Source organism: Microbacterium oleivorans (assembly GCF_013389665.1).
In the GTDB taxonomy this organism is placed as follows: Bacteria; Actinomycetota; Actinomycetes; order Actinomycetales; family Microbacteriaceae; genus Microbacterium; species Microbacterium oleivorans_C.
Map to the genome: position 1 here is coordinate 2,703,574 of NZ_CP058316.1, position 23,792 is coordinate 2,727,365.

General features: G+C 72.1%; 20 protein-coding genes. 10 read left to right on the plus strand and 10 right to left on the minus strand.

Annotated elements, in window-relative coordinates:
- The 3 genes from HW566_RS12790 to HW566_RS12800 are packed head-to-tail and all read right to left on the minus strand — an operon-like array spanning position 1 to position 4,253.
- Positions 1-1,347: an O-antigen ligase family protein gene (locus tag HW566_RS12790; RefSeq protein WP_178013433.1), complete on the minus strand. Its 1,347-nt coding sequence runs from the start codon at positions 1,345-1,347 to the stop codon at positions 1-3.
- On the minus strand, positions 1,344-2,792 hold the full coding sequence (locus HW566_RS12795; protein ID WP_178013435.1) for an O-antigen ligase family protein: 1,449 nt from the start codon (positions 2,790-2,792) through the stop codon (positions 1,344-1,346). Before HW566_RS12795 ends, HW566_RS12790 begins: the two co-directional genes overlap by 4 nt.
- Positions 2,793-2,843: 51 nt before the next feature.
- Positions 2,844-4,253 carry an O-antigen ligase family protein gene (locus HW566_RS12800; protein WP_178013437.1) on the minus strand — a complete coding sequence of 470 codons (1,410 nt, stop codon included), beginning with the start codon at positions 4,251-4,253 and terminating at the stop codon, positions 2,844-2,846.
- Between the two features lie 201 nt (positions 4,254-4,454).
- Here HW566_RS12800 and HW566_RS12805 point away from each other — a divergent pair, with 201 nt between their 5' ends.
- From HW566_RS12805 to HW566_RS12825, 5 genes are all read left to right on the plus strand, one after another.
- On the plus strand, positions 4,455-5,918 hold the full coding sequence (locus HW566_RS12805; RefSeq protein ID WP_178013439.1) for an HNH endonuclease signature motif containing protein: 1,464 nt from the start codon (positions 4,455-4,457) through the stop codon (positions 5,916-5,918).
- A 128-nt stretch (positions 5,919-6,046) separates the two neighbouring features.
- Entirely contained in the window at positions 6,047-7,213 is a 1,167-nt protein-coding gene (manA, locus tag HW566_RS12810; RefSeq protein ID WP_178013440.1) for a mannose-6-phosphate isomerase, class I, read from the plus strand.
- 146 nt (positions 7,214-7,359) lie between these two features.
- Positions 7,360-7,680 (plus strand): WhiB family transcriptional regulator, encoded by a 321-nt coding sequence (locus HW566_RS12815; RefSeq protein WP_178013442.1) that lies wholly within the window; start codon positions 7,360-7,362, stop codon positions 7,678-7,680.
- A gap of 117 nt (positions 7,681-7,797) precedes the next feature.
- Positions 7,798-10,638, plus strand: a complete 2,841-nt coding sequence (locus HW566_RS12820; RefSeq protein WP_178013443.1) for a glycosyltransferase — start codon at positions 7,798-7,800, stop codon at positions 10,636-10,638.
- A complete protein-coding gene (locus HW566_RS12825; protein WP_178013445.1) occupies positions 10,635-12,023 on the plus strand; it encodes a DUF5719 family protein in 1,389 nt (462 codons plus the stop codon). The genes HW566_RS12820 and HW566_RS12825 overlap by 4 nt, the downstream gene beginning before the upstream one ends.
- A gap of 30 nt (positions 12,024-12,053) precedes the next feature.
- Here HW566_RS12825 and HW566_RS12830 read toward each other — a convergent pair whose 3' ends face one another.
- Positions 12,054-12,494, minus strand: a complete 441-nt coding sequence (locus HW566_RS12830; protein ID WP_178013447.1) for a metallopeptidase family protein — start codon at positions 12,492-12,494, stop codon at positions 12,054-12,056.
- 82 nt (positions 12,495-12,576) lie between these two features.
- Here HW566_RS12830 and HW566_RS12835 point away from each other — a divergent pair, with 82 nt between their 5' ends.
- Positions 12,577-12,783 carry a DUF3499 family protein gene (locus HW566_RS12835; protein ID WP_178013449.1) on the plus strand — a complete coding sequence of 69 codons (207 nt, stop codon included), beginning with the start codon at positions 12,577-12,579 and terminating at the stop codon, positions 12,781-12,783.
- Here the strand turns inward: HW566_RS12835 and HW566_RS12840 are convergent.
- On the minus strand, positions 12,755-13,621 hold the full coding sequence (locus HW566_RS12840) for an RDD family protein (protein WP_178013451.1): 867 nt from the start codon (positions 13,619-13,621) through the stop codon (positions 12,755-12,757). The two genes, HW566_RS12835 and HW566_RS12840, sit on opposite strands and share 29 nt — an antisense overlap.
- A 16-nt stretch (positions 13,622-13,637) precedes the next feature.
- Between HW566_RS12840 and HW566_RS12845 the strand changes: the two genes are divergently transcribed.
- The 3 genes from HW566_RS12845 to katG all read left to right on the plus strand — a co-directional run bounded on the left by HW566_RS12845 (position 13,638) and on the right by katG (position 17,528).
- Positions 13,638-14,633 (plus strand): stage II sporulation protein M, encoded by a 996-nt coding sequence (locus tag HW566_RS12845; RefSeq protein ID WP_178013453.1) that lies wholly within the window; start codon positions 13,638-13,640, stop codon positions 14,631-14,633.
- Between the two features lie 66 nt (positions 14,634-14,699).
- Positions 14,700-15,125, plus strand: a complete 426-nt coding sequence (locus tag HW566_RS12850; protein WP_178013455.1) for a Fur family transcriptional regulator — start codon at positions 14,700-14,702, stop codon at positions 15,123-15,125.
- A gap of 57 nt (positions 15,126-15,182) precedes the next feature.
- Positions 15,183-17,528, plus strand: coding sequence for a catalase/peroxidase HPI (gene katG, locus HW566_RS12855; protein ID WP_178013457.1), 2,346 nt, complete (start codon positions 15,183-15,185; stop codon positions 17,526-17,528).
- 106 nt (positions 17,529-17,634) lie between these two features.
- On the opposite strand, the gene HW566_RS12860 is transcribed toward katG, so the two are convergent.
- From HW566_RS12860 to HW566_RS12880, 5 genes are read right to left on the minus strand one after another with little or no spacing between them, the layout of a single operon-like run.
- Positions 17,635-18,936 (minus strand): DUF58 domain-containing protein, encoded by a 1,302-nt coding sequence (locus HW566_RS12860; protein ID WP_178013459.1) that lies wholly within the window; start codon positions 18,934-18,936, stop codon positions 17,635-17,637.
- 7 nt (positions 18,937-18,943) lie between these two features.
- A complete protein-coding gene (locus HW566_RS12865) occupies positions 18,944-19,909 on the minus strand; it encodes an AAA family ATPase (protein WP_178013460.1) in 966 nt (321 codons plus the stop codon).
- On the minus strand, positions 19,906-21,066 hold the full coding sequence (locus HW566_RS12870) for a DUF4350 domain-containing protein (protein WP_256728713.1): 1,161 nt from the start codon (positions 21,064-21,066) through the stop codon (positions 19,906-19,908). The genes HW566_RS12865 and HW566_RS12870 overlap by 4 nt, the downstream gene beginning before the upstream one ends.
- On the minus strand, positions 21,063-21,695 hold the full coding sequence (locus HW566_RS12875) for a DUF4129 domain-containing protein (RefSeq protein WP_178013462.1): 633 nt from the start codon (positions 21,693-21,695) through the stop codon (positions 21,063-21,065). The genes HW566_RS12870 and HW566_RS12875 overlap by 4 nt, the downstream gene beginning before the upstream one ends.
- Positions 21,692-22,960, minus strand: a complete 1,269-nt coding sequence (locus HW566_RS12880) for a glycerophosphoryl diester phosphodiesterase membrane domain-containing protein (protein ID WP_178013464.1) — start codon at positions 22,958-22,960, stop codon at positions 21,692-21,694. The genes HW566_RS12875 and HW566_RS12880 overlap by 4 nt, the downstream gene beginning before the upstream one ends.
- Positions 22,961-23,104: 144 nt before the next feature.
- Here HW566_RS12880 and mtrA point away from each other — a divergent pair, with 144 nt between their 5' ends.
- A complete protein-coding gene (mtrA, locus tag HW566_RS12885; protein WP_178013466.1) occupies positions 23,105-23,785 on the plus strand; it encodes an MtrAB system response regulator MtrA in 681 nt (226 codons plus the stop codon).
- The last annotated feature ends 7 nt before the right edge of the window (positions 23,786-23,792 follow it).

The following is a 23,792-nucleotide window of genomic DNA, read 5'->3' on the forward strand; positions in this document are numbered from 1 at the left end:
CTACCGTGCGATGCGGTGGGTTCCCGTCGTGGTGTCGTCGAGGCCGCCCCCGCCGGCATCCGGCGTGCGCGAGGAATCGGTGATCCGCTCGCGCCACGACTTCGACTGTCCAGCGCGCAGCGCGCACAGCACGAGCATGAGCCAGCCGTACCCGTGGAGCGTGAAGCTCTCGAAGAGCGAGTCGACCAGCAGCGTGACGAGGATGAGCGGGGTCCAGGCGTAGAGGATCGAACGGCGCTCGCTGGCCACGAGCCACGCGCGACCGAGGGCGAGCCCCGCGAAGACGATGAAGATCAGCAGTCCCACCCAGCCGAGCTGCAGCACGACGTCGACGTAGGCGCTGAGGGCGGAGGCGTGGCGGTCGGTCAGCGCGTAGTTGATGGCGTTGAAGGGGAAGTCCGTGCGCGACCAGGGGCCGAACCAGCCCCAGCCCCGAACCGGCTCGAATCGCACGAACGAGGCCACCTGGGCCCACAGCTCCGATCGGATCGAGAAGTCGGTGCCCGCTCCTATCCACGCGATGATCCGCTCGCGCAGCAGGTAGCCGGCCATGGCGCCGACGACGACGGTGACTCCGAGCCCCAACTGCACGGAGCGGCGGATGGCGCGCGGAGCGCGGCGCACGGCGCCGAGGGCCGCCGTCGCGATCGCGGTGGCGACAGCCAGCACGAGCACGGTCGGGGAGTCCGAGAACGCCGCCAACAGGGCGGCCAGTGCGGCGGAGAAGAGCGAGAGCCCCGGGCGGACCGACACCGTGCGCCATTCGACGTAGAAGGTGATGAGCGCCAGCACCGCGATGAAGCCCAGCGCGTTGCGCGTGCCGAAGATGCCCTGCACGGGGCCGAAGGAGGCGATGTCGCCCTCGATGCCGAGGAACGTGAACGGCATGTCGAGGAACACGCCCGATAGGAGCTCCAACGCCAACGAGACGACGAGCAGGAGCCGGAAGACGTCGGCGAGGGCGCGCACGGTCTGCAGGGTGTCGCGGGTGTTGCCGATCACCACCGCGAGGAAGGCGACGGCGAGGAGCCCGAGCCACCCGCCCACCGTGCCGCCGGTGTCGGTGGTCCAGGTGACGCTGGCGAGGGCCCAGCCGAGGAAGACGACCAGTGTGGTGGGGGCGAGTCGCACGAGCGCGAACTCGCGCCGACGCACGAGCAGGATCGCAGCGCCGAACACGCAGAGCCCGGCGATGATCGTGATGTAGGCGATGCGGCCGGCCGTGCGCTCGATGAGGTGCTCGGTGAACACCGCGGCCAGCGCGGCCTGCGCGAACGCCTGGGCGAACGCCGCGGAATCCAGGGTGCGCACGAGCCAGGATCCCGACAGCGCCGGTGGCGTGCTCACGCGGCGTCCCCGGCCCGTGTCGCGTGCTCGATCTCGGCGCCGCCCTCGAGCGGCCACACCGCGGCGAGTGTGGAGCGTCGTCGCGGGGGCGTCCCGCGGACGGCCGCCGGCGCCTGCTTGATCGCGAAGGCCAGCGCGACGAGCAGGAACCATCCCCAGTTCAGCAGCGGCGAGGACTCGGTGATGCTCTGCACGAGCAGGATCGTCGCCACCAGGGCGGGGATGAGCAGCAGTCGAGATCGTGGCTCGTGTTTCGCCCCGGGGCGGGGGACGCGTCCGAGTGCGAGGAACCAGGCCCGCCACGTGAACACCCCGAGCGCGACCGCGAAGAACAGCAGGCCGACGATGCCGAGCTGCATCGCGACGTCGAACCAGGTGCTGTGGGCCTGCATGACGGTCACGCCCCGGTCGATGATCCAGCCGTCGAAGGAGGGATCCGTCGGGACCCACGGAACCGAGTAGCCCCATCCGAGCAGGGGCCGCTCGATGAACCGCTCGCCCACGGTCGCCCAGATCTCCTGCCGGCCGCTGAGGTCGGACGAGCGCCCGAGCAACTCGAACAGGTCGTCGCGGAGCACCCAGAGGGTGTAGACGAGCGCGATCCCCGCGGCGGCGAACGCCACATACAGCACGCGCCGCGTGTTCGCGGTGCGCGCGCGTCGCATCAGCAGCACCACGACGATGACGATCGCGATCGCGAGGGCGCACATGGCGGCGGTCGCCGACGAGCCCCGCCAGAGGCAGAACACCGCCAGCGCGGTCCAGGCCGCGAGCGGTCCGCGCCGCGCCGCGCGCGTGTTGATCTGCAGCCCGAACACCACGATGCCGAGCAGCGCGATGTAGGCCAGCGAGTTGGCGTTGCCGAAGATCCCCTGGATGCGGTCGTCGGTGAAGAGCTTGTCACGCGACCAGAACATGATCGGGTCGCCGTCGAAATCGGCGCCGGGGCGCACGAACTGCGGCAGCATCGGCCCGCGCCAGATGAGCGACACCCACAGCTCGAACACGATCGACAGCGCGAGCATCCATTTGATCGCCACGGCGATGGCCTGGATGATCTGACGACCCGTCAGGACCGAAGCGACGAAGAGGGCCTGGGCGGTCGTGGCTATCAGCAGCGCGAGTGTGAGCAGCGTCGCCCGCGGCCATTCCGTCCACAGCAGCGATGCGGCGGCCCAGCCGACGTACGCCAGCGCGAACCAGGGGAGCCGTCGCCACCGCCGCCGGGGGCGCAGGGCGATCCACATCGCGGCCGAGACCGCGGTCGTCACAGCCGCGACGACGCCCGCGCCGACGACACCGAAAGCCATCAGCCAGGCGGTGCCGCCCATCGAGGCCGCGACGACGAAAGCGCACCAAGCCCGCACCGCGTGCTGCGGGATGCGTCGGGACCGGGATGCCACAGCGGGACCCGCCCCGTCGTGCGCGCGCGTCTCGGTGGCCATGATGGTCTCAGATTAGCCTCAGCGCCCTCGGGAACCTGCTGGGCGCGGCTCTCACCGGGAGTGTTCGGTCAGGTGGTCGCCCTGTTCGCCGTCGAGCCGCTGCTCCGAGGGGCCGCGCCCCACGAGGGGGGCCTGCTTGATCTTGAAGGCGAACATGACGATGAGCAACCAGCCCCAGTTCAGCAGGGGCGCCGACTCCGCGATGCCCTGCACGAGGAGCACCGTCGCCACGAGGGACGGCAGCAGCGTGAGCGCGGTGTACGGGCGGTCGGCGACGAGGTCCCATCGCGGCCGGTCGACGGCGAAGAACCACGACCGCCACACGAAGGCCAGCAACGCCAGCGCGATCAGCAGGACCCCGACTCCGCCCAGCTGCAGGGCGACGTCGAGCCACATGTTGTGCGCCTGCATCACGCTGACGCCGTGGTCGATGATCCAGCCGTCGAACAGTGGCTCCGACGGGACCCACGGGGTGGAGTAGCCCCAGCCGAGCACCGGATGCTGCGCGATGCGCTCGCCGACGGCATCCCAGATGCGCTGTCGCCCGGTGAGATCGGGGGAGCGGCCGAGCAGCCCGAAGATGGTGTCGCGCGCGAGCCAGAGGATGGCGGCGCCGAGACCGGCCACCACGACGTACATGACGTAGAAGCGGGTGCGCTCGCCGGGGCGACGCGCCGTGCGCATCAGCAGGATCGTGACGAGGACGACGACCACCGCGACGGCGCAGACCACAGCGGTGGCCGACGCGGCCCGCCAGAAGAGGAAGACGGCGAGGGCTGTCCACAGCACGAGTAGGAACTTCCGCGGGGCGTCCGACGCGATGCGGACGAGGAAGACGATGATCGCCAGCAGGGCGATGTAGGCGAGCGGGTTGGCGTTGCCGAAGATGCCCTGCAGGCGCCCGCCGTTGAAGAGGTTGTCGCGCGACCACAGGGTGATCGGGTGCCCCTCGAACGAGGCGTCGGGACGGACGAACCCGGGCAGGATGTCGCCCCGCCAGATCAGCGCCACCCACAGCTCGAAGAGGATCGACAGCGCCAGCATCCACTTCAGGGCCGAGGCCACCGCACGGACGATCTCGCGCCAGGTGAACACAGCGGCCACGAACATCGCCTGCAGCGTCGTCGACACGAGCAGCATCAGCGTCAGCTCGGTCGCCGCGAGCCAGTGGGACCACAGCAGCGAGGCGACCGCCCAGGCGACATAGGCGAGCGCGAACCAGGGCAGTCGCCGCCACTGCACCCGGGGGCGGAGCGTCACCCACAGGATGGTCGAGACCACGCCCGTCGCCACGACCACGACGGCGGCCACGACGGTGCCGAAGGCCATCAGCCAGCTCGTCCCCGCCATCGACGCGGCGATGACGAAGACGCACCACGCGCGCAGGAGGAGATGCCCGGTCGTCTCGCGCACGGGCGCCGTGGGCGGTGCTGAAACGGGATGACGGGAGGAGACGGCCATGGTGGTCACAGGCTACCGCGGAGTCGACGGGAGGCCTCGGTGGCATCGGGTCGCGCGGGGAGCGGGTCAGTGATGATCGGCCGCGCGTGAACCGCACGGGCGCGACACGACCATTCCTCCCCAGATGGCGCGTTGCGGCGGCTTGTATGATTCGTCCTTGCGTTCCCTTTCCGTGTCGGTGGTTGCTGCAAAGATGGGAACATGAAGACGAACTACGAGAGCGGTGGCGGCGAGGCGGTCGATGGATCGCCGCATGCCGCGGCGTTCGCCGGGTTCGTCGACGCCCTCGCTCTCGTGCACGCCGGCGAGATCGCCGCGGCCAGAGCCTTGGCCGACCTCGGGCGGTCCGCGCTGCGCGAGGCGCATCGTGGCGGGGTGCGGGGCATGGCCTCCGACATGGAGCTGCGGTCGGTCGCTGCGGAAGCGGCGGGGATCGCGCGGCGTGGGGACAGGCGGGTGCAATGGGAGATCGACCACGCGATGACAGTCGTCGACGAGTACCCGGCGATGTTCGCGGCGTGGGAGCAGCGCCTCGTCACCCGGGAGCACATCGACGTTGTCGTGAAGGTCGGGCGGGTGGTGCCGGAGGAGGTGCGACCGGAGTTCGATGCCGCCGCGGTGGCCGTGTGTCAACGCGATATCGCGACGCGGGTGGCCGGGGCGTTGCAGAACCTGGCGGAGCGGATGCACCCGCGGTCGTTCAGCGAGCGTCACCGGGAGGCCGCGGCCGGGCGGTGCGTGCGGTTGTCGCCGGGGGTGGATGGGATGGCCGACCTTTCGGCGACGGTGCCGATGGTGATCGCGGCGGGGATCTATGACCGGTTGACGCAGATGGCGCAGTCCGTGAAGGACGCCCGGGCGGATGCTGTGGCGGTGGATGCCGCGGGCGCTGGCGCGGTCGCGGTGGATGGCGCGGGCGCGGTGGACGGCGCCGGCGCCGCTTTCGGAGTGGATGCCGAACGAGATGCCGGTGCCGCTGCCCCTACCCCTGACACCCGGACGATGGATCAGCTCCGCGCGGATGTTCTCTCGGACCTCGTCCTCGGTGGTGCACCCGTCATCGACCCGACGGTGGGCGTGGACGGGCGTGGTGCCCTCGGGGCGCTCCGCGCGAAAGTGCAGGTCGTGATCACCTCAGACACCCTCACCGGAAACGACGAACACCCCGCCGAAGCGATCGGCACCGGACTGGTCGACGCCGACACGGTCCGGGAACTCGCCTCACAGACGGCGACGTGGGACCGGATGTTCATCGACCCGGTCACCCGGACACCGGTCGAAACCGACGCCTACCGGCCCCTCCCCGCGATGCGGCGGCTGCTGCAGACCCGCGACCAGCACTGCCGGTTCCCCGGCTGCCGCAGAGCCGCGATCCGCTGCGAAATCGACCACACCATCGACCACGCCACCGGCGGCCACACCCACATCTACAACCTCGCCCACCTCTGCCAACGACACCACTCCATGAAGCAATTCACGAAATGGCAGGTCCGGCAGGCCGGCGGCGGGGTGCTGGTGTGGACCTCACCCCACGGCAGGGTCTACCGAGAAGACGTCCCCATCCCCACCGTCTGCTTCACACCAGAACTCGCCACACCACCACCGCGCCCACCGGACTCACCGGGCCCACCCGGTCACGGCACCGGCGCGCCACCACCCTTTTGACAGCGTCGAGTCTGACCGCGGCACGATGATCCACCGGGCCTCGCCCTGACGTGTCGAGGTCCCGTCGAAAGCGCATCGGGGCGGGAGCTCGCCCGACGCAGCCGACGGTCCCGCTCTAGGCTGGTGCCGTGCTGATTCCGATCTCGAACGTCGCCCGGAACTACGCCTGGGGTTCCGCCACGCTCATCGCCGAACTGCAGGGGCGCGAGCCGTCGCCCGAGCCCGAGGCCGAGATCTGGTTCGGCGATCACCCCGGGAGCCCGTCGCGCGTCGACGACGGCACCGGGCGTCCGCTCGATCACGCGCTCGCGGAGGCAGGCGTCGCGCGCCTGCCCTACCTCCTCAAGATCCTGGCTGCCGCGACGTCGCTGTCGATCCAGGCCCATCCCTCCCGCACGGAGGCCGCGGCCGGATTCGCCCGGGAAGAGGCCGACGGCATCCCGCGGGACGCCGACGACCGCCTCTACCGCGACGACAACCACAAGCCCGAGATCATCGTCGCCCTCTCCGACCGGTTCCGCGCGCTCGTGGGCCTGCGTCCGCTGGAGCAGACGCAGCGCCTCGTCGCTTCGCTCGGCTCGGGCCCCGGCTTGAGCGCCCTCGCCGACGCGCTGCACCGCTCGGACGGCGAGGAGGAGTCTGCGACGCTGCACCGTGTACTCGGCTGGGCCCTCTCGGGGGACGCATCCGACGTCGTGGACGGTCTGGCCGCGGCTCTGTCCACCGACCGTGGCGATGCGGCATCCGACTTCGCCGCTGAGCGGGTCGTCCTCGCGCGGATCGCGGGGGAGTTCCGCGGCGATCCTGGTCTGATCGTGGCGACGCTCATGAATCTCGTCGAGTTGCGGCGCGGCGAGGCGCTCTTCGCCCCCGCCGGCGTACTGCACGCCTACCAGGACGGGCTGGGCGTCGAGCTGATGGCTGCCAGCGACAACGTGCTGCGCGGGGGGCTGACACCCAAGCACGTCGACGTGGCCGAGCTGCTCCGCATCGTCGACACGACCAGCGGCCCGGCCCCCATCATTGAGCCCACCACCGTGGCCCCGGGCGTCTCCTCCTACGACGCCGGCGTGCCCGACTTCCGCCTCGCACGCGTCGAAGCCTCCTTCGAGTCCGTCACCGAGATCGCGTTGAGCGGCCCGGCGATCGTGCTGGCCACCTCCGGGGATGTGGTCGTGGAAGCCGACGGCGACCGGGTCGAGCTCGTCCCGGGCACGGCGGTCGTCGTCATCGCGGACTCGGTGGCCGTCGGGGGCGCGGGCGAGGCTTTCGTGGCTCAGCCGGGCCTGGGCTGAAAGCCGCGACACGCCGTCGAGCCTTCGCAAAGGTTAAACACCCGCTTGAGGGTTTACGATCCGCGACTTGACCGGAGCGAATCACACGGGTGTAATTAATGCGAGACACGCGGCTCGCGTGCCGGCCGGCGAGGAGGGAACACGATATGACGGCATACCGTTCGGGCGTTCCCGACAACTGGTTCGTCGATCCGGTCAACCTGGGGGTCCCCGGGGTCCGCCGTGCCGATCCCGACGGCGACGACAACGCTCTCTCCTGGCAGACCGATGCCCTCTGCGCGCAGACCGATCCCGAGGCGTTCTTCCCCGAGAAGGGCGGGTCGACCCGCGACGCGAAGCGCATCTGCACCTCGTGCGATGTCCGGGGCGAGTGCCTGGAGTATGCGCTGCAGAACGACGAGCGGTTCGGCATCTGGGGCGGGCTGAGTGAGCGCGAACGTCGCAAGCTCAAGCGTCGAGCGGTCTGATCGACGACGTCCGGGCGACGTGCGGGTTTCCCGCTCGTGATGCGACGGATCTTTCTGCGCGAACCGCGCGACCGTTGACTCGGGTGCTCAGACTCGCCGCCTAGGCTGGGCCCCGTCATGCCCGCCCGAGTACACGCGCTTCTGGTCGTGCGTCCCGATGGACGCGCGCCCGCGGCCTTCCATCTCACGCGCACGCTCGCCGCGCTGCGCGAGCAGACGCGCGCCGTGGACGTGCTCACCATCGTGCTCTGCGGTGGGGACGAGCGCCTGCGCGCGCTGGCGGACGGATCCGGGGCCGAGGCGGTCATCGCGGCACCGGCCCGGACCGGGTATGCCGCTGCGCTCCGTCTCGCATCCCGCCGCCTCGACGGCGACGCCGTATGGCTGCTGGCGCAGGACGTGGCCCCCGAGCCCGATGCGCTCGCCCGGCTCGGCGCCGCGCTCGAGACGGCGCCCTCGGTGGCCGTCGCGGTGCCCAAGCTCGTCGAATGGGACGACCGCACTCGGATCGTCTCGCTCGGTCGGTCGATGACCCGGCTCGGTTCGGCCATCGGCCTCGCGGACGGAGAGCACGACCAGGGCCAGCACGACGGTGTCGACGACGTGCTCGGCGGCGACGTGCGCGGGCTCCTCGTCCACACCGCTGCCTGGCGCGAGCTCGACGGCATCGACGCGGCGCTCGCGGATGCCGACGAGGGGCTCGATCTCGGCGTGCGCGTGCGCCTGGCAGGAGGCCGGGTGGTCCTCGCGCCCTCGGCCCGGATCGCGGTCGCGCACGACGGTGTCGCCGGCCCGCCGGCGCCCCGCACGACGAGCTCGAGAGCGCGCATCACCCATACGGCACGCGTGGCCCAGCTGCACCGTCGGCTCGTCTACGCACCGCCGCCGCTGGTGCCCCTGCACTGGCTCAGCCTGCTGCCGCTGGCGCTGTGGCGCACCATCCTCGACCTCGTCGGCAAGCGACCGGCGCGGATCGGCCCCGAGTGGTCGGCAGCCCTGGTCGTCCTCGTGCGCGTCGCGGCGGTCGTACGTGCTCGCGGTCGCATCGCGCGACACCGGCGAGCGTCGTGGACGCAGCTCGCTCCGCTGCGGGTGAGCACCCGCATCATGCGCCAACGTCTGATCGAGGACGAGCCGGGCGGCGCCGGTCCGCGCCGCGCCGAGCTCGGCTTCTTCTCGGGCGGCGGTGCCTGGGCGGTGCTCGCGGCCCTCGTCGTCTCGATCGCGTCGATGCCCGCGGCGCTCAGCTGGCCCACCATCGGCGGGGGAGCGCTCGCGCCCCTGGCTCCGACGGTTTCGCGGCTGTGGGCCGAGGCGACCGGTGTCCAGCGTCCACTCGGTTGGGACGCCGTGGGCCCGGCCGATCCGTTCAGCGTCGTGGTCGCCGCGCTCGGGTCGCTCTCGCCCGCCGACCCGTCGCGTGCCCTCGTCGTGCTCTGGCTGCTGGCGCTGCCCCTCGCCGTGCTCGGCGGATGGTTCGCCGCCACCCGCGTGACCGAGCGTCCCGTGCTGCGCATCGTCGGAGGCGTCGTCTGGGCGCTCGCCCCCGCATTCCTCAGCGCGCTCACAGACGGGCGCCCCGCCGCCGTCATCGTGCATCTCGTGCTGCCGTGGCTCGCGTTCACGGCTGCAGCGGCGCACCGCTCGTGGGGCAACGCGGGAACGGCATCCATCCTGCTCGCCGTGGTGCTGGCCTGCTCACCGGTGCTCGCGGCACCCGCCGTCGTGATCTGGGTCCTCGCCGTCGTCATGGCGATGTCGCTGCGCGGCCGCCGCGCGGGATTCCGGTGGCTCTGGATCCTCGTGCCCTCGCTCGCGCTGTCCGCACCGCTCGTGATCGCGCGCCTGCTCGCGCGCGACCCGTGGTCGCTGCTTGCCGATCCCGGTGTCCCGTTCGCGGGTCCGCGGCTTCCGGCCGACGCGCTGGGCCGCGTGCTCCTCGCCCTGGGCTTTCCGTCGGATGCCGGCTGGGCGGCGTTCACCGGAGCGGCGGGACCCGTGTGGTGGCTCATGCTGTTCACCGCACCTCTCGTCGCGCTCACCCTCGTCGCGGCAGCCTCGCCACGTCGTTTCGTGGGGATCGTTCTCCTCGCGATCGCCGGGCTCGGAACTGTCACGGCGTTCGCAGCGGCGAATGTCTCCGTCGCGATCGACGAGACGACACCGATCGCCCTCTGGCCCGGAACCGCGCTCAGCCTCGCCTGGCTCGGTGCGGCCGGCGGTGCGCTGCTCGTCCTCGACAGCGTCGTGGCCGTGCGGGCACTGCGCACCGTCGCTGCCGCCCTCGTCGTGCTCGGGTTGGTGGCCGGGTCCGTCCCCGCACTGCTTTCGCAGCCGCGCGGCACCGCGCTGGTGGGTCGCGGTGAGACCAGCACACTTCCGGCGTTCGTCGCGGCGGAGGGCGCCGGCACCCCTGGGCTCGGGACCATCGTGCTCACACCCACCGGCGACGGCGTCGCCGTCGACGTGGTCTGGGGCGCCAGCGCGACCCTCGGCGGACAGTCGACCCTCGAGACCGCACGCACGGGTCTCGACTCCTCGGACGAGACAGTCGCGCAGGTGGCGGCCGACCTCGTCGCCGACACGGCCAACGACGTCGTCGCCGAGCTCCGCGACCGGGGTGTCGCCTTCGTCCTCATCGCCCCGGAAAGCGCCGGAGAGTCCGCGGAAGCACGCGCGATCCGGCTCGCGGCGATGACGGTGTTGAACAGCCGCGACGGGCTCGACGCCGTCGGTTCGACCGAGAAGGGCGAGCTCTGGCGCCTGGCGGGCGAGGTGCCGCCCCGCGCCGATGCGGACCCCGCGGACCGCGCAGCGGCGACGGCGGCATGGTCGGGCATCGCGGTGGTGTTCGCGATCGCCGTGCTGCTGGCGCTGCCCACGCGCGGAAGCCGGTCCGCGTCGCGCGCCGTTCCGCGGACCGTCGGCACCCGTGCGCTGCGGAGGAGAGAGCGATGAGCGTTCGTCCCGCCCTGACCCGCGCCGTGATCGGCGTCGTCACCGCCGTGATCGTCGGCGGTGGTGTGGCTGCGGCGGCTGTCGCGCCGTGGCCGACCCTCGCGCGCGAGCCGCTCGGACTGCAGGTGGTGCCCGAAGCGGCCCGCTCGGTCGCAGCGTGCGACGGTCCGTTGCTCGCGCTCGGACGCGACGAGACCGCTGCCGGCGCGATCACGGAGGCGGCCGGTGCCGCAGTCACCGCTCAGGCGGACGGATCGGAGCCCACCGAGTCCGCGATCACCACCCCCGATCGCGCCGATGCGGGCTCGGCTCCAGCCGTGTTCACCGCCGAGCCCATCGGCGGCCGGCCGACAGACCTCGCGGCGGCCTCGGTGTCGCTGCTCGACGAGCCGGACCTGCGCGGACTCGCGGTCTCGAACTGCAGCCGCCCCGTCATGGAGTCCTGGATCGTGGGCGGCTCGGCGGCCACAGGGGCGAGCGACCTCGTCCTGCTGGCGAACCCGGGGGCCGTTCCCGCCACCGTGAACCTTCGGATCTACGGTGCCGAGGGTGCCGCCGACCCGGTCGCGGGCAGCGAGATCGTCGTCGCCGCCCGATCGCAGCGCATCGTGCCGCTCGCCGCGCTGCAACGCGGCGAGGAGAGCCCGGTGGTGCGCATGACGGCGACCGGCGCGCCGATACGCGCGTCGTTGCAGTCGGCCCTCACCCGCACGCTCATCGCGGGCGGCGTCGACCAGGTGTCGGCAGCCGCCCCGCCCGCCACGACCCAGATCATCCCCGCCGTCGACGTCACGGTCGCCCCCGACTCCGGTGCCTCTGCGGGTGGCATGTCGGTCCGGCTGCTCGCCCCCGCCGTCGACACCACGGCGAGTGTCGTGGTGCGCTCCGCCGACGACGGCACCGTGGTCTCGCAGCAGGAGGGGATCGCCCTGGCGGCGGACCGTCCGCTGGAGCTCGAGGTGACGGGGATGCCGGTGGGTGCGTACACCGTCACCGCGACCGCACCCGAGCCCGTCGTCGCTGCGGCCTGGACCTCGACCGACCTCGCCGGCCCCGCCGACTTCGCCTGGGCCGTCGCAGCGCCCGCGGTCGATGCGCCGACGACCGTCGCGATCGCCGCCGGGCCGAACCCGACCCTCGCCCTCAGTGCGGCCGCCGACGCGACTGTCGTCGTGACGCCGCTGGCAGGTGGGGCGTCGCAGAGCATCGACCTCACGGCCGGACAATCGCGCACGGTCGAGGTGTCCGCCGGAGCGGTCTACCGGATCGACCCGGGCGCCGGCGTGGTCCACGCGTCGGTGGGGTTCTCCGCAGCCGGGCAACTCGGCACCTACCCGGTGACGGGCTCGGCGGCGGCGGCGGCGGAGCTCACCGTCTACCCCTGACGGGCAGGAGCGCCGGCCGTGCCACCCGGGTCAGAGGAAGCGGAAGCGGTCGGGGCCGAGGTCCCAGGGGTCGCGGCCCAGGTACTCGGCCGCGGCGCGGAAGACGCAGCTCTCGACCATCATGCGCCGATGCAGGTCGTCGTCGCGGTGCAGGTGACCCAGTCTCTCGATCGGCAGACGGAAGAGGATGATGCGCTTCTCCTCCGCCAGCACGCGCCACCTGGGGATGCCGTCCTCGTCGCTCGCTGCCGGCATCCCGGCCACCTCGAACCGCACCTCGCGCAGTTCCGGCCAGGCGCTGCGCAGGAACTCCGCCGCCGTCCCGACCGACAGGTCGAAACGTTCCGACCGTGTCTCGAGCGGGGGCAGCGGAGGTCGCACGACGGGGCTGCGGCCGTCCCGCCCGTGACGGCCGTGCCGCGAGGGGCGACCTCGACGCGGGGGGACCGGGCGCGACCGTCGGCGGATCATGACGCCATCCTACGTGCGTCACTCGTCGCGCCCACGGCGCGGCATCCCCCCGGATCGCCGGGTCGCGACTAGCGTGAAGCCGATGCGCGAGAGACTGTGTTCGAAGGTGGGCTGCGCCCGCGAGGCTGTCACGACCCTGACCTTCGACTACGGCGACCAGATGGCCGCCCTCGGTCCGCTCGGCGGCGGCACGGACCCGCACGCCCACGACCTGTGCGCCATCCACACCGACCGGCTCTCGGTGCCCAAGGGCTGGGTCGTCATCCGGCACGAGACGCTGCGCGTCTAGAACGCTCGGGGAAACCGCGGGGAGCCTCGACCGCCGAGCCGGTGAGGGTCGCCGCCCGATCGTCGATGCGCTGCAGCGCGACGTACTCGCGGTCGCGCCGGACGGCGACGACGGCTATGACGAGCGTCTCGGGGTCGGTGCGGGGTACCGGTGACACGAACGGCCGCACCTCGTCCGCGATCGCTGCCGCGGCACGCTGGCGGGCACCCGGTTCCATCCCGGGGGCCGAGCGGGCGAACTGCGCCGCGCGACGCGCGACGCGATCGGGCAGCCGCGCGACGTCGGCGACGGCGGCCCATTCGTCGAGCCCGGCGGGCACCGGTGCGGCAGGCGGGGGGAGTCGCGGCGCCCGCGTGCGTTCGCAGTAGGTGCCGGCGACCAGATCGCCCAGACGCGTGGAGCGGGGCGTGAAGGTCGCGACGATCCCCGCCAGGGCGCCGAAGGTGAACCAGATCTCGAGCACGCCGAGAAGCGCTCGGATGAAGGCCTGCCGGAAACCTGTCGCGCCGCCGTCGGTGCGGACGATCCGGCCACCGACCGCGAGCTTGCCGAGGCTGCGGCCCCGGGAGAACGTCTCGACGGCCGTCGGAATCACGACCAGCACGAGCACCAGCATGGTGATCGTGAGGATCGGCGACAGGGCGTCCAACCGCAGCCCGCCGACGATCAGGCTCCCTACGAAGAAGAAGAGGACGAGCAGCGCCACCCCGCACAGCACGTCGATGAGCGCCCCGAGCGCCCGCAGGAAGAAGCCGAGCGGCTGCACGTCGAGAGCGACCGCCTCGCCCGTGAGGATCTCGTCCTGACGGATCTCCACCGTGGTCGCTGGCGTCGTCATGGGTACAGTTAAGCAAATGGATCTCGACGCCCTGGTCGCCGCCCGTCGTGCCGAATGGGACCGCCTCGACGAGCTCGCCCGCGCCCGGCGGCTCTCGAGCGGCGACGTCGACGAGCTGGTGGCGCGGTACCGTGCGGCATCCGCCGACCTCGCCGACATCAAGACCTCCGCCGGGCGCAGTGTGGAGGGCGATCGCCTGTCGATGACCCTCTCGCGGGCACGGCTCCGCCTCACCGGCGCACCCGAGAACGTGCTGCGACAGCTGCCGCGGTTCTTCCTCCAGCAACTCCCCGCCGCGCTGTACCGGGTGCGCTGGACGACGCTCGGCGTGGCGATCTCGTTCGTGCTCGTCAGCGGTCTCGTCGCGTTCTGGGTCTCGGGCGATCCCGCGGCCGTTGCGGCGCTCGGCTCGCAGGCGCAGCTGGAGCAGTATGCCGAGGACGATTTCACCTCGTACTACAGCGACAACCCGGCTGCGGTGTTCGCCGGCACCGTCTGGACCAACAACGCCTGGATAGCGGCGCAGTGCGTCCTCTTCGGCATCACCGGCCTGTGGCCCGCGATGGTGCTGATGCAGAACGCCGTGAGCATCGGACAGGCCGCCGCCATCCTGATGGCCTTCGACCGCGGCGACGTGTTCCTGCTCCACATCGCACCGCACGGGCTCCTCGAGTTGACGTGCATCTTCGTCGCCGGTGCGACGGGCTTCCACATCTTCTGGGCCTGGGTCGCGCCGGGCCGGCGTGGCCGGGGCGAGGCGCTGGCGGCCGCGGGACGATCGCTGGCCACCGTCGCGATCGGCTTGATCCTGGCCCTCGCGCTCGCCGGTCTGGTCGAGGGCTTCGTCACCGCTCAGCCGTGGCCCTGGACGGTGAAGATCGGGATCGGCGCGCTCGCCCTCGGCGTCTTCCTCGCGTACATGCTGGGCCTCGGCCGCGTCGCGGCCCGCCGCGGCGAGACCGGAGACCTCACGGAGTACGAGGCAGGCACCCCCCGCCTCGTCGTGGGCTGACCGGAGCGTCCCGGGTAAGGGCATCCTTCCTTTGATCCGATCAAATTAACCGGGTACGCTGTCCGTATGCCCGATGCCACCGCCCCCGAGGTCATGCGAGCCTCCGGGCTGCGCGTCACCGAGTCGCGGGCGGCCGTCTACGCGGCGCTGCGGACGCGACCGCATGCCAGTGCCGACGACATCCACACCGCGGTCGTGGCGGAGCTGCCGCAGGCCAGCCGGCAATCGGTGTACAACGCGCTGAACGACTTCGCCGACGCGGGGATCGCTCGGCGCATCGAACCCGCCGGCCGGTCGATGCTGTTCGAGCTGCGCGTGGGCGACAACCATCACCACCTCGTATGCACCGGATGCGGCCGCGTCGAAGATGTCGACTGCGCTCTCGGACACGCGCCGTGCCTGCACCCCTCCGACGATCACGGCTTCCAGGTCGCCGCCGCCGAGGTGACGTACTGGGGCCGCTGCGCCACGTGCGCGGCGACCGCCGCCTGAGCCGCCCTGCCTTTCTGTCCACCAGCTCTCCCGCAAACCCCCAACGGAAGGATCACCATGAGCGATCGCGACCCGCAGTCCGCACCGATCGGCGAGGACGTGACCGATACCGACCAGGCGGTCACCCCCATCGACACGCCCGAGGACGAGCGTGCCGACGGTGAGACCCGTCCGCGCCCGAACGACGCCGTCGGCTGCCCCGTCGTCCACGGTGGCGAGCAGAGCCACGGCCACGGGCACGGCTCGCACGGCGGTCAGCCCCACCCGACGGTCGGCAACGCCAACCACGTGTGGTGGCCCAACCAGCTCAACCTGCGCATCCTGAAGAAGAACCCCGCCGTCGCCAACCCGGTGGGCGAGGACTTCGACTACACGGCCGCGTTCTCGGCGCTCGACCTGGCAGCCGTCAAGAAGGACATCGAGGACGTGCTCACCACGTCCCAGGACTGGTGGCCCGCCGACTTCGGCCACTACGGCCCGCTGATGATCCGCATGGCCTGGCACTCCGCCGGCACCTACCGCGTCACCGACGGACGTGGTGGCGGCGGTGCCGGCCAGCAGCGCTTCGCCCCGTTGAACAGCTGGCCCGACAACGTCAACCTCGACAAGGCACGTCGCCTGCTGTGGCCCGTCAAGAAGAAGTACGGCCAGTCGATCTCGTGGGCCGACCTCATGATCCTCGCCGGCAACGTCGCGCTCGAGTCGATGGGCTTCTCGACCTTCGGCTACGCCGGTGGACGCCCCGACGTCTGGGAGCCGGACGACGACGTGTACTGGGGCCCCGAGACCACCTGGCTCGCGGACGAGCGCTACTCCGGCGACCGCGACCTCGAGAAGCCTCTCGCAGCCGTGCAGATGGGCCTCATCTACGTCAACCCCGAGGGTCCCAACGGTGAGCCCGATCCGCTGAAGTCGGCGCGCGACATCCGCGAGACGTTCGGCCGCATGGGCATGAACGACGAGGAGACCGTCGCCCTCATCGCCGGCGGCCACACCTTCGGCAAGACGCACGGCGCGGCCCCCGACTCGAACCTCGAGGACAACCCCGAGGCCGCGGGCGTCGAGCAGCAGGGTCTCGGTTGGAAGAACAACAACGGCACCGGACGCGGGGACGACACGATCACCTCGGGTCTGGAGGTCACCTGGACCTACCACCCGACGCGCTGGGACAACGAGTTCTTCCACATCCTCTACGCGTACGACTGGGAGCTCATGCGCAGCCCCGGCGGCGGCCATCAGTGGCGTCCGATCAACGGCGGCGGCGCCGACATGGTGCCCCTCGCGCACTCGAACGGGCGTCGCGAGCCGCGCATGCTCACGAGCGACCTGGCGCTGCGGATGGACCCGGCCTACGACGAGGTCTCGCGTCGCTTCAAGGCCGATCCCGTCGCGTTCGGCGACGCGTTCGCCCGCGCCTGGTTCAAGCTGACGCACCGCGACATGGGCCCCATCGCCCGCTACCTCGGCCCCGAGGTGCCCCAGGAGGAGCTCATCTGGCAGGACCCGCTGCCCGCCGTCGACCACGAGCTGATCGACGACGCGGATGCCGCGGCCCTGAAGCAGCGCATCCTGGAGACCGGCCTGACCGTGTCGGAACTCGTGTCCGCAACGTGGGCGGCGGCCTCGACCTTCCGCGGCAGCGACAAGCGCGGCGGCGTCAACGGCGCCCGCATCCGTCTCGCGCCGCAGAAGGACTGGGAGGTCAACAACCCGGCCCAGCTGCAGACCGTGCTCGAGGCGCTCGAGGGCGTCAAGGCCGCCTTCGACGCCGAGCAGACCGGCGGCAAGAAGGTGTCGCTGGCCGACCTCCTCGTGCTCGCCGGCAACGCGGGTGTCGAGAAGGCCGCCCGTGACGGCGGCGTCGAGGTGACGGTGCCCTTCCGCGCCGGCCGTACCGACGCCACCGCGGAGCAGACGGACGAGCACTCCTTCGGCCACCTCGAGCCGGCGGCCGACGGCTTCCGCAACTACTACGGCCCGAACGCGGTGCTTCCCGCTGAGCACCACCTCATCGACAAGGCGAACCTGCTCACCCTGAGCGCGCCCGAGATGACGGTGCTCGTCGGCGGTCTGCGGGCTCTCGGTGCCAACTACGACGGTTCGTCGTTCGGCGTCTTCACCGATCGGCCCGGCGTACTCACGAACGACGTGTTCGTGAAGCTGCTCGATCTGGGGGCCACCTGGAAGCCGCTCGACCCCGGCTCGCACGCCTTCCGCGGCGTGAACGCCGACGGCTCCGAGATCGGCATCGGCACGCGGGTCGACCTGCTGTTCAGCTCCAACTCCGAGCTCCGCGCCATCGCCGAGGTCTACGCCTCGGATGACGCGAGCGAGAAGTTCGTGCGCGACTTCGTCGCCGCGTGGACCAAGGTCACCGAGCTCGACCGGTTCGACCTGCGCTGAGCGGCGTCCACCCTTCGTTCGGGGCGGCTGCTTCACCTCGGGGCGTGTAATTCACGCCCCGCGGTGAGCAGACCGCCCCGAACGTTTGTGTGTGCGAGGGCGCGGGTCAGAGGCGGCCGGCCGCCTTCAGCGCGAGGTAGTGGTCGGCCACGGCCGGGGGCAGCGCGTCGGGCGTCGCGGTCAGCGCCTCGCCACCCGCCCGGCGGACGGCCGCCGCGACGCGCTCGACGTCGCGGTCGGCGTGCGCGATGGCGGCCTCGCGGTAGACGTCCTCGGCCGTCCGCGCCCCCGGGGCCGGGTCGGGCGCGTCCATCGCCGCTCCCACCAGCACCGTCGTGCGCTCGGTGAGGGAGGGCAGCGACCCGAGGAAGCCGCGAGCGGCCTCGGGGGAGTCCTGCGCGGTGAGGAGCACGACGAGAGAGGGACGCGAGGTCAGCGAGCGCACCTCGGTCAGCACGGCGCTCCAGTCGGTGTCGATGAGGGTGGGCTCCACGGGTGCCATCGCGTCGACGAGGGCCGGGAGCAGCCGTGCGCCGTCGACGCCGGTCACCCGAGCCCGCCGGGCACGATCGAACATCACCAGGTGCACGTGGTCTCCGGCGCGCGCCGCGAGTGCGCTCAGCAGCAGCGCCGACTCCATCGCGGCATCCAGTCGCACGCCGTCACCGACCCGCGTGGCGCTGGTGCGTCCGGTGTCGATCACGATGACGACGTGCCGGTCGCGTTCCGGACGCCACGTGCGGAGCATGGTCGTGCCCGCCCGCGCCGTGGCACGCCAGTCGATCGAGCGCACATCGTCGCCCCGCACGTACTCTCGGAGGCTGTCGAACTCCGTGCCCCGGCCACGCACCTGCACGCTGGTGTTGCCATCGAGCTCGCGAAGGCGCGCCAGGCGCGAGGGGAGGTGTCGTCGCGAGGCGAACGGCGGCAGCACCCGGAGCGCGCCGGGCGCCGGGGCCACCCGCTGACGGCCCGCGAGGCCCATCGGACCGCGGCTGCGCAGCGCCACGAACCCGGTGCGCAGCTCGCCCCGTCGGCGGGGGAGGAGGCGCAGGACGAACGCCCTCCGCTCGCCGGCCGGGACCTCGACGTCGATCCGCGCGTCACCGGCACCGGCGGTGGGCTGCCAGCCGTCGCGGAGGCGTCCCCGAAGCGGACGGCGCCCGTCATTGCGGAGCAGCACCGTCGCCTCGACCGGTTCGCCCAGGCGCGCCCGGGTCGGGATGCGGCGCTCGACGACGACGGGCCGAAGCGGCGCGGCGGCCGCGACGTCGACGATCATCAGCGCGATGCAGAGCACGGCCCAGGCCGTCGCCGCCCACGCCGCGTCCCAGCCCGCCGCGGGGGCGAGCACCACCGGCACGACGCCGACAGCGACCAGCAGCGCGAACAGACCCGAGACGTACATCGCCGGCTCAGATCGGGACGCGGGTCTGCTGCAGCACCGACGTGAGGATCGTGTCGGCGGAGACGCCTTCGATCTCGGCGTCGGGACGCAGCTGGAGGCGGTGACGCCATGCCGGCACGAGCATCGTCTGCACGTGGTCCGGCGTGATCGCGGGGTAGCCGCCGAGCCACGCCCACGCCTTCGCCGCAGCGAGCAGCGCGGTGGCCGCGCGCGGGCTCGCACCCAGCTGCACCGACGGCGAGTCGCGGGTGGCGCGCGCGAGGTCGACAACGTAGCCGAGGACGTCGTCCGAGACCTCGACGGCGGCGGCGGACTGCTGCGCGGCGCGGATCTCGGCGGCGCTGACGACAGCGCTCACCCCCGCCGTCTCGAGCGAGCCGGGGCGGAACCCGTCGGCGTGGCGGCGCAGCACCGCGATCTCGTCGTCCCGGCCCGGAACGTCGATCCGCAGCTTGAGGAGGAAGCGGTCCAACTGCGCCTCCGGAAGCGTGTACGTGCCTTCGTGCTCGACCGGGTTCTGGGTCGCCGCGACCAGGAACGGGTCGGGGAGCGCACGGGACTCGCCGTCGGCCGACACCTGGCGCTCCTCCATGGCCTCGAGGAGGGCCGCCTGGGTCTTGGGCGGCGTTCTGTTGATCTCGTCCGCGAGCAGGATGTTGGTGAACACCGGGCCGGCGCGGAACTCGAACTCGCCCGTCCGCGCGTCGTACACCAGCGAGCCGGTGACGTCGCCGGGCATCAGGTCCGGGGTGAACTGGATGCGGGTGGTGTCCAGCCCCACCGCGCGGCTGAACGCGCGGACGAGCAGCGTCTTGGCGACGCCCGGCACACCCTCGAGCAGCACGTGGCCCCGCCCGAGCAGCGCGATGAGCAGGCCGGTCACCGCACCGTCCTGACCGACGACGGCCTTGCCGACCTCCCATCGGACACGGTTCATCGCCTCGCGGAGGTCGCCGGATGCGGTCTCGCTCATGGGGTGTTCCTTTCGGGACGGACGGTTCGGAGCACGGCCGTCTCGAGCTCGCGCAGCCGGTCGGCGGCGTCGACGAGTTCTCGGTCGGTGTGCGGAAGGTCATCGAGCAGGATGCCGCGGACGCGGGCGCGCTCGGCATCGAGGCGGGCGGCCGCGGCATCGGCGATCGCACCGGCGTCGGCGGCGCCCATGCCCAGCAGTCGACCGAGGCGGCGGAGGCTGTCGCGGCGGAGCTGGTCCAGCGCGTGCACGGGATCGGCGGCGGCGGCATACAGGCGCGCGCGTCCCTCGGTCGTCTCGGAGGCGCGGACGGTGACGGGCAGGTTCTCGGCGACCAGCGGACCGAACCGCCGCCCCCGCCATGCCGCCGCGGTCGCGGCGGCGGCGAGGAGCAGGAGGATGCTCGGCGTCACCCAGGGCGGGGTGAGCTCTCCGAGCGAGGGAGCGGCGACGAGCGAGCCGTCGCCGAGAGCCGGCACGTACCAGACGACCTGGCCGGTGCCGCCGAGCAGATTGAGCCCGAGCGCCGCGTTGCCGTTCTCGGACAGCCGTTGGTTCACCAGGAGCGCCGTCGCATCGAGCGCCACCACCCGGTCCGCGCCGGAGCCGCGGCCGACGAGACCGTAGCCGCCCGCCGCCGGGTAGCACGCGATGTCGGCGCCGTCACCCGAGAAGACCTCGCCGGGGCGCACCGGACCGCTCGTCGCGGCATCCGGCAGCTCGCACAGCGGGTCGGCCGATGCGTCGGCGAATCCGGCCGACGCGGAACCCCCGACGAGGAGCCGCAGGTCGCGGCTGCGCGGCTCGAGCAGCACGACACCGGAGGCCGCGTCGCGGAGCTCCTCGAGCGTGTCGTCGTCGAGGGGGGCGGTGTCGGCGATGGCGAGGATGGCGTCGGCGCGCTCGAGCGCGCCGACGGCGCTCGCCCGGTCGCGCGCGACGGCGACCTCGACGCCGCGGTCGCGGAGCACCTCGACGATCGCGCGCGAGCCGTCGGGTCCGGCGGCCTCGGGATCCAGCAGCCCCTGCGCGGGCATGGTGCCGATGCCCGCGATCGCGGCGACACCGATGCCGGCCACGACGAGGCCGGCGGCGATGCCGACCCATGCGAGCCCCGAGCGACCGCGGCGGGCGCGGGATGTGTCGACCGCGCTCACGCGAGGACCTCCGCCCGTGCTGCGGCGAGCTGTGCGTCCAGGGTGCGCGCCGCCGCGTAGGCCTCGGCGGAGCCGGGCCTGCGGAGGTACCGCACGTCGTCGAAGCTCCGCGCCAGCGACGTCAGTTCGACCCGGTAGGAGGGGAACGCGCGCGCCGCGTCGGCGGCGAACCGGTGCACCGTCGCGCCCGGCTCCGGATCGAGGATCGTGCGCTCGACCAGACCGCGGGCGATCGCGCGGACGCGCAGCACGATGGCCTCGTCCCAGGCGCCGCGGTCGGCGCATGCCTCGGCATCGGCGCGCAACTCGGCCGCGCTGCGCGCCTCATCCTCTCCGAAGAGGGCCAGCGGGGCCCGTGAGCGCGCCGCCAACCGGGGGCGTCCCCAGATGAGGATCGCGACGACGATGAGCGCGAGGACGACGGCGATGGCCCCGACGGCCAGCCAGGGGCCGAGGGAGTCGGGCACGCGGCCGGCGAAGATCGACGCGATGGTGTCGACCACGCCGCGTGCGAAGCGGTCGATCGGGGTGGGCTCGGCCTCGCGATAGAGCGCGCCCGAGAGCTCCTCCTCCGCCCAGCGACGGGCTTCGTCGGGGTCGGGGGCGATCGGCGGCGGCGTCGAGGTCATGCGCGATCGGAGCCCGGCGCCGTCCACTCGGTCGCGGCGGGGCGGGTCGGTGCGGTGCCTTCCGATGCGGGGGCATCCGGTCCCGGCGCCGTCGGGGTGGGTTCGCCCGGCGCCGGGGAACCGTCTCCGCTCGGGACGGGGGAGGCGTACCCGCCGGGTGCCGGGTACGCGGGCGGCGCTCCGTAGCCGCCCGGCTGGGCGACCGGCTGCTGCCAGCGGACGGCGAGATCGCGACCGACGTGCTGACGGTACGGGTCGGGCAGATCGCTCTGGCCCGCATCGCGTCGATCGACGTACGACGACAGATCGAGGTCGAGGCCCTCGCGGCGCATGCGGCAGTCGACGTAGACCAGAGCGCCCGCGGTGGACTGCACGATGACGGCGATCGTCTGGATCAAGGTGACGAACGCCTGCGCGAGCAACGAGCCGGCGAGCAGGGCGATGATCTCGCCGGGCTCCGGATCGCCGGTCGGCGTGATGACGGCCGTCAGACCCATCGTCACGAACGAGAAGGGGATGCTGACGACCTGGGCGAGCACGCTGAAGGTCAGCGAGATGACCACCACGATGCCGAGCGTCGGCCAGAACCGACCACGCGTCAGCCGCCACGACCGGCCGATGGCTCCGAGGATCGTCGCCCGCTCGAGCACGATCGCCGAGGTCACCAGCAGGAGCTTCGTGCTCAACCACAGGCTGAGCGGGATCGCCGACAGCACGAGCAGGATCGTCAGGGCGATCGCGAGGGGAGCGGCGCTCAGGGCCAGCAGGACGATGCCGGTCGCGAGGATGCCGAGGACCACCGCGACGATGAGCGAGACGAGCGCGGTGTATCCGATGAGGCGCCAGGCGACGGGCTTGACCCGACTCCACAGGGTCGAGAGGGTGTGCTTCTCTGCCACGACCGCCTGCGCGACCTCGCTGACGACGATGCCCTGCACGATGACGCCGAGGGCCCCCGCGGCGAGGGAGAGGACGAGCGCCGTGACGCCGCTGATCGCGATGGATCCGGCCAGGACGGTCTCGAACTCGTCGGTGCCGGGTCGCAGCGACGCGAGACGACCGAAGGTCGCGAAGCCCACGGCCACCACACCGGCCGTGGTCACGAGCACCGCGAGGGTCTGCACGACCAGCGCGAACCCGAGCAGCACCTTGGGGTTCTGCCGGAGGGCCGCGAAGGACCGCCCCAGGATGATGCCGAACGACAGAGGCTGCAGCGGGATGATCCCGGGCCGCGGGGCAGGTGTCCACGAGGGGTAGGCCGTCACGATGCACTCCTGGAACAGTCGGCTCGGTCGCACCCATCGTGTCATACGTCCGCGCGAGGCACCCGGACTCGACCGGTCGGGCGTCGGGTACGGTGAATGAGCGCACGTCGCGCGCGAGCCCGAGCCGAAAGACGAATGCCGCCCATGACTTCTCGCATCCTGGTGGTCGATGACGACACCGCGCTCGCGGAGATGATCGGCATCGTGCTGCGCACCGAGGGATTCGACACCGCCTTCTGCGCCGACGGCGCGGCGGCGGTCGAGGCCTGGCGCACCGAGAAGCCCGATCTGATCCTGCTCGACCTCATGCTCCCGGGGGTGGACGGCATAGAGATCTGCACGCAGATCCGAGCGGAGTCCGGCGTGCCGATCATCATGCTCACCGCTCGTACCGACACGGCCGACGTCGTGCGGGGTCTCGAGTCCGGCGCCGACGATTACATCGTCAAGCCTTTCAACCCGAAGGAACTCGTCGCCCGCATCCGAACCCGGCTGCGTCCGGCCGTCTCGGCGGCGGCCGAGTCGCTGCGCATCGGAGACCTCCTCGTCGACGTCGACGGGCACGAGGTGCGTCGGGGCAGCGAGCTCATCGCCCTCACCCCGCTCGAGTTCGAGCTGCTCGTGGCCCTGGCCTCGAAGCCGCAGCAGGTGTTCTCGCGCGAGATGCTGCTCGAGCAGGTCTGGGGCTACCACTACAAGGCAGACACGCGCCTGGTCAACGTCCACGTGCAGCGCCTGCGGGCCAAGGTCGAGATCGACCCCGACAACCCGCGCATCGTCACGACCGTGCGCGGGGTCGGCTATCGCGCCGGCGCCGTGATCTGAGACCGTC